The organism is Lysinibacillus sp. ZYM-1, from assembly GCF_001308875.1.
Lineage (GTDB): Bacteria > Bacillota > Bacilli > Bacillales_A > Planococcaceae > Lysinibacillus.
In genome coordinates this window covers 45,413-51,723 of record NZ_KQ465134.1, presented here as the reverse complement: position 1 = coordinate 51,723, position 6,311 = coordinate 45,413, and the positions used below count along the sequence as shown (strand labels likewise).

The following is a 6,311-nucleotide window of genomic DNA, read 5'->3' as shown; positions in this document are numbered from 1 at the left end:
TTATTTATAGTAGAAGAAGTGAGGGATTAACATGTTTTTTGTTCAAATGTCTGGCTTTCCTGGGTCTGGAAAGTCTACACTTTCTCGTCAAATTGCTGAGCGTACAGGAGCAGTCATAATAGACCACGATATTGTAAAATCTGCTTTATTACAGTCAACAGAAGAAATTCAAATCGATTCAAAATTAACTGGTAAGATTTCATATAATATTGATTGGTCTTTAATTGAATTTTACTTATCACAAGGACAAAATGTAGTATTTGATAGCCCTTGCCTTTATCAAGAAATGGTAGATCGAGGAATTGCTATGTCTAAAAAATATAATGTGAAGTACAAATATGTTGAGTGCTACCTTGATGATTTTCAAGAGATTAATTTTAGATTGAAAAATCGAGAAAGAATGATAAGTCAAATAAGTGAGGTAACTTCCGAAGAGAATTTTAAATATACATTAGACAATAGTAAAAGACCCACTGATTATCAGTGCATAGTTGTAAATACTGGCGTACCTATCGATATTTATATTAATGACGTTGTAAATTACATAAAGAAATGAGTTGTAAATATTTTTATTCAATTAAAGGGCGCTTTTCTGAAATAAGGAAAGCGTATTTGTTCATGGAAAGGGCCTGATTGTTGTGCGTAATGTTTTAAACTTAAATTAAGATTGGTCACATTTCTCAATTAAAGGCTAGAGAGTTCTTTAAATTAGCGTGCAGTATAGTAAATAAGCTTCCGCGGCGACGGAAGCTTATTTATTAATTTGAATGATTGTCCTCAAATACCTCTTCAATCAAATTTCCTTTAAAGGCATCAAGAATCAAATCGTGATCATTAAAAAATTGTAAAATCATCCTTCCCCAATCTATAATGCTAATCTCTCCTTCCACAAGCCATTGTTTGACATGTAAGTTTGCATGAGCGTTTATTTGCTGATTTACCCTTACTTTATAGTTATCATTATTATAAAAATTAAACGATCCATCTACATGAACAAACTTATTTGTCAGAGGGTTAAATATCGAATGCAAATATCTTGTTATAAAAGTTTCTTGTTCTTCTTTTCCATCAATGTTCCAAAGTTCCTCAACTTCAATCCAGCGTTCAGAATCTTTTCTATGAGAAATTTTAAACTGTATCTTTTTCATGGTTTTTGGATTATAAACACAGAAAAATTCACTATTTCCAGGATGAAGAGGGAAATGAATTTCATCAAGATTAATTTCTCTTCCTTGAAACACTTCAGAAAATTCACGCATGAATGGCTTATAATGTTCTTTTGAAAGACTAATGGAAAGATCAAGTCTTAATGAAACAGAATTATGTAATTTCATTTGGTCAGTAAGAAGTTGAATAAGGTAAGGCGGAGTTTTCGCATTTCTTCTTGCTCCATAAAACGGATTATAAAAATAAAAAATATCTCTATAAAACACACCTTGATGATTAGCGGAGCTTGTATCATCTAATAACACAATGCCGTATTTGTCTGCAGTATCAGGGAGAGACTCAAGTGGAACTGAGAATATTTCCTGTAAATCGAAGTCTTTATCTAAAAAACTTAGTATGATTAACTCGGTTGGTATTGCAGTTTCATCCAGCAAAAAAGCTAGATATGGTTCAATATTCCACAGATATTTTTTAAGCTCTTCTTTTGCTATCCCTTTTTGCTGCATTGACTTTCGTATTTCTTCTAATGCAGGGTTAATGGTATCCTTATAGCCGTTAGCATTAAGGAAATTTTCCCTCTTAGGTACTTCGTAATAAGCTATACCTATCGAGTGCATAAAGTATATCGCTTTTTTAATTACAACTTCTTGTTTTAGTCTCTCTAGTAAATCGTCCACTGCAATCATCCTTTTTATCGAATTATATCACTCTGTACAAGCAAAATCTCGGAAATAATTGACATCAAATTCCCTTTCTAATAATGGCAGCCTTAAATAATAGTGTAGTAGAATGGAGATACGAGGAGAGTAATTATAAAAATTATTTATTTTATTTTGAGCTGTTTAAAAATGGGCTTCACTCAAGTACTATTGCGCTGTTAAAAAAACAAGGGATTTACCAGCACAAATTGTCGATTGTTCGCCACTGTATAACGTAATGAGGGCGGATGAACAATATTTTTACCATTTATCTGATAACAAGCCATTTAGGGAGGCAATTTCATTTGAAGAATCATTAATTTTTGAAATTGGAAGATTAATTGATCGTGCGAAGAGAGCATTAGATTAATTGTTTACCATATATCCCTGTACGGAGAGGGTGAAAGTAATGTCGATAAAAGAAAGTGATCACAGAATACCAGTCATAGGCGAAAATATAAATATAGAACTTGTTGCTAATAACGAAATAACATTTAGGTATCATTTTTATTTAGATGATGTTTACGCAGGGGCTTGGTGTAGACGATAAAGGTGCATTTATAGCCTTATGGGAAAAATTAAATGTCGCTCAAATGAATGTTATTATTGCTCAATCTATAATGAAGCGGCCTGATATGGTTGATAAGAAAATGGATATATTTTATGTAGACGAGAATGAGATTGATGTTGGAAAATGATACCTTTATAAAGACAGGTAAATTATTGTGAAGAATTATATAAGTTGAACTAGAAATGGTTTGTTTGTATTAGCTATCTATATGAAAAATGAAATGTGGTGAGTAATTTGATATATTGTACATGCTGTCAAACAAGACTTGATGGAGACTATGGAGATTATTATATTGTTGGTGCAAGTGAATTTCCAGCTTGTTCTTTTGAATGTGTTAGAGAATTACCTGGATTAGAAAATGGTGTAAAAAAAATAATAGATGGAAAAATAGAGCTACTTGATAAAGATAATGATATGGATTCACCAATTTATATTGCTACTAGACTTTCAAGAAATAATAATTAACGCAATTGAAAAGTAGTAGTTAGATTATCTATCTACAATCCAGGTTAAAGTAAATACTGACGGCAAATGATTGTATTCAATTACTATGTTTTTCACAATTTTTATATTCAGCATTATTTAACTTTATATAATTGGATTAATATGATAAATTTGGTGTATTCATATACAACATAACTTTTTTGATGCAAACGGAAGCACCGAGTCATCGTCTATTAGACATGGCTCGGTGTATTTTTTATTCCAAAAATTTTGCACAGATACTTTATTGAAGGAGTGGGATTAATGATAACTAAATTACTAACCCTAATTAAATCTAACGTAAAACAAATTCCTGAAAAAGAAGGATGTGCTATAATTCATCGATATTCTAATGATGGATTTACATGTAAACCTTTAAAGTCGGATGTTCATAGATATGGAGAGAATTTTATTGATATTGTAATAACAGATTTTAAAATGAGAAATGAAAAAGTTAATGAAGATGAGATAAAAACTACAGTATATATGGAACAGAAATGGAGTGGTTGTTTTTTAGATGTTGACACAACACATTTATTAGATGGAGTACTTAGCTTTAGATCATTAGATAATAAGAATTTTGCCTATTTCCCTAAAGATAAATTAATATGGGTTAGAAACATTTCACCATATTTAGATGAGAAAAATGGCCCCATTCCTTTTGTAGGTTTTGTTAACAAACCATACTATCCTAATGGCATAAAGTTTCCACAAGAGATTGCTGCGCCACAAATTGACTTTGTTCAAATGCCGTTCGAAAAGGCAATAGAGCGGCTAGAAATCGTAAAAAGAGAGCAAGGTGGACAGATAGAAGAGATATATTGTGAATTATATTTACTTAAAAGTCAGTTAGAGCATCTAACAATTATTAGATGAATCAAGAGTTGAAAATACGATTGCTCAAACTATATTCCTCTCCAAATAATTTCATTGAAATGTTAAGGAACTATAAGTATTGCATATAATAGGTATAGAGAAGAAATTTCTATTTTGGAGGAATCGCACTATGAATGAAGCAACATTAGAAGCAAGAGTAAGGAGTGAGCTGGAGAAAATCATTCCTAATTATCAAAACATGAATATAATTCATCAGCATATTTTTTCAGTTAAAATAGGACATGATGAGATAACAATTAAACCAAGCACGAAAAAGCCTCGTCTTGATATATTAATTCAATATAATGGACGTAACTTAGCAGTATTAGAGTTAAAAAAACCTGGACATCCTTTAACAGACGATGATCGAAAACAAGGACTGAGTTATGCGCGATTACTAGAACCAATCGCACCTTTAGTAATTGTTTCGAATGGAAACGATACTAGTTTCTATAATTCATACTCAGGTGAAGTAATGGAACATACATCCCTAGATAGAAAGATCCTTGATGAAGCCATTACACATACTCTCCAAATGGCTGACTCAAGTTTGGATGAGGCTGTACAAATACTATTAGGAAAAGATCCCGATGTATGGAGAAAAATAATCCATGATATAAATAAAAGCAACTTTAATAACCAAATGGGAACAATTAATGATTATACTCAACCAATTGCTGATAACTTCCATTTTCCGCGTAAAATTACGCCTCGGATAATCGAATATGTTAGACGAAATGCAGTCGTAGCCGTTACCGGTGCACCTTTAGTTGGGAAAACCAATATTCTGTATGAAATATGTAAAGAAAAACAGGATGATATTATACCAATTTATATTAATGCAGAGGAATGTCGATATGGTATTTTGCAGTATTTGGCTAATCAATTGCTCAAGCATTTTAAAGTTTCGACGTTAGATGATATAAAAAGATGGCTTGTACATGGAATTATACCTAATCGACATAGTGCAGGGAAGATTGTATTAATCGTTGATGAAGTTAGATTTGGGGAACATGAAATTATTAAAGATATAGATGAAATAATAAATTTATGCTCGGATAATTCATCATTCTCAATAATAATTGGATGCGATAGCAGTAATTTTAATTTAATGTCTAAAAGAACAGGGCGACCAGGTAAAAGTCTCTTTGGTAAAAAAGCAATAAAAGTAGAAGTTAATAGATTAGACGAAGAAGAATTTAACTATGTAGAGGACATGCTAATCAAAACTTGGTCTATTCGTTTTCTCGAAGGGGCGATTAGGAACAAGGAGTTCCGAGAACCCCGTATTCTTAGAATAAGTCTAGCTCAGAATATTCATCGTGCCGTAATGGATGATTCAATAATGGTTATTCCAAACTTCCTACCCCTGTCCTTATTTAAAGAGCTGTTTAAAAATTTCACAGATGATGAAACATTTAAAAACGACATGGTTAGATTAGCAAGAACAGCATTAAAACAAGATTTAAAAACACCTCTGGAACTTATGGTTTCACATGGAAGAGGATATGTACCATATGATCAAGCAGAGGTTATGCTTGGAGAAAATAGAATTGAAAGGCTACGAGAACAAGGGCATATCGATTGGTTTATTGATGAAGAGCAAAATCAATATATAGCACCCAAAACTCCTGAAATATTTTCAGCGGCAGCAATTAGAGCCCTTTATAAAGATATCAGCATGGAGAAATTAGATACAGAATATGCGGTAGGTAAAATTTTGGAATTAAGCAATAGATTACCTTACGGAGATATTATAGCTGCCAATGTTATTTTTGAATTAGGAGATAACAACGATTATACATTTTATGATATTTATAAACAGTTGTTAATTAATCCACCAATAATTGAGAAGGTCAATGAAAAAACAGATTTAAACCTAGAAGTGTATATTAGAAATAAAGGTTTAGTGAAACTGCCACATTTGAAAAAGAACTCAGGAGATTACAGATTGATTTCTAATACTCACCCTTGGCTAGTTTTATCACATTTAATGACACTGCCTTTCGTTATGGAGGGGGTAGAAGATCAATTCGGTGGATACCGTGAAATTTTAACAACTATAGGAAGCTATGAGGATATTATTAGACGAGTTGACCCAATTGAACAGTTAGATCAATCCTTCATGTACTCAGTACATTCTACAATAGAAGCAGGTGAAATGTTGTGCGGAGAAGAAGGTATAATTGAACCAATTACCTATGCGTTGAGAATAGGTTTTTTACGAGTACCTCATGAATTAATAAAAATTTGTAAAATTGCTGTTGAAGAGCAAAATCCATTTTTATCTCATAGGCTATATATGGCAGCAAATAGTATAAAGTATAGTACTGATGAAGAAGTAAGTGAAGTTGCCCAGCAAGCATTAGAAATTCTTAATGCCGTTTAAAGCTAAAATCTATTGTTCCGTTAAATAAATTAAACATAATTCAATGATGCATACGGAAGTACCGAGACATCGTCTATTTTTGACGTGATTCGGTACTTATTTATTTGCTCAAAAATAATGAAAACGG

Annotated in this window: 7 protein-coding genes; 6 read left to right on the top strand and 1 reads right to left on the bottom strand. The window is 31.9% G+C overall.

Translation table 11 applies throughout. The features are described 5' to 3' along the window. Positions 1 to 31: 31 nt before the first annotated feature. Entirely contained in the window at positions 32 to 556 is a 525-nt protein-coding gene (locus tag AO843_RS19045; protein ID WP_054612669.1) for a P-loop nucleotide/nucleoside kinase family protein, read from the top strand. Between the two features lie 202 nt (positions 557 to 758). Here the strand turns inward: AO843_RS19045 and AO843_RS19040 are convergent, their stop codons facing one another. Beyond that, entirely contained in the window at positions 759 to 1,844 is a 1,086-nt protein-coding gene (locus AO843_RS19040; RefSeq protein ID WP_054612668.1) for a hypothetical protein, read from the bottom strand. Positions 1,845 to 2,073: 229 nt separating this feature from the next. On the opposite strand from AO843_RS19040, the gene AO843_RS25620 reads away from it, so the two are divergent. The 5 genes from AO843_RS25620 to AO843_RS19020 all read left to right on the top strand — a co-directional run bounded on the left by AO843_RS25620 (position 2,074) and on the right by AO843_RS19020 (position 6,184). Next, positions 2,074 to 2,235 carry a DUF6710 family protein gene (locus tag AO843_RS25620; protein WP_369814439.1) on the top strand — a complete coding sequence of 54 codons (162 nt, stop codon included), beginning with the start codon at positions 2,074 to 2,076 and terminating at the stop codon, positions 2,233 to 2,235. 145 nt (positions 2,236 to 2,380) lie between these two features. Continuing rightward, complete coding sequence (locus AO843_RS19035) at positions 2,381 to 2,563, top strand: hypothetical protein (protein ID WP_054612667.1); 183 nt, start codon at positions 2,381 to 2,383, stop codon at positions 2,561 to 2,563. A gap of 107 nt (positions 2,564 to 2,670) precedes the next feature. After that, positions 2,671 to 2,901 (top strand): hypothetical protein, encoded by a 231-nt coding sequence (locus AO843_RS19030; protein ID WP_054612666.1) that lies wholly within the window; start codon positions 2,671 to 2,673, stop codon positions 2,899 to 2,901. A 282-nt stretch (positions 2,902 to 3,183) separates the two neighbouring features. Beyond that, complete coding sequence (locus AO843_RS19025; protein WP_054612665.1) at positions 3,184 to 3,795, top strand: hypothetical protein; 612 nt, start codon at positions 3,184 to 3,186, stop codon at positions 3,793 to 3,795. Between the two features lie 130 nt (positions 3,796 to 3,925). Then, positions 3,926 to 6,184, top strand: coding sequence for a type I restriction endonuclease (locus AO843_RS19020; RefSeq protein ID WP_054612664.1), 2,259 nt, complete (start codon positions 3,926 to 3,928; stop codon positions 6,182 to 6,184). Positions 6,185 to 6,311: the final 127 nt, after the last annotated feature.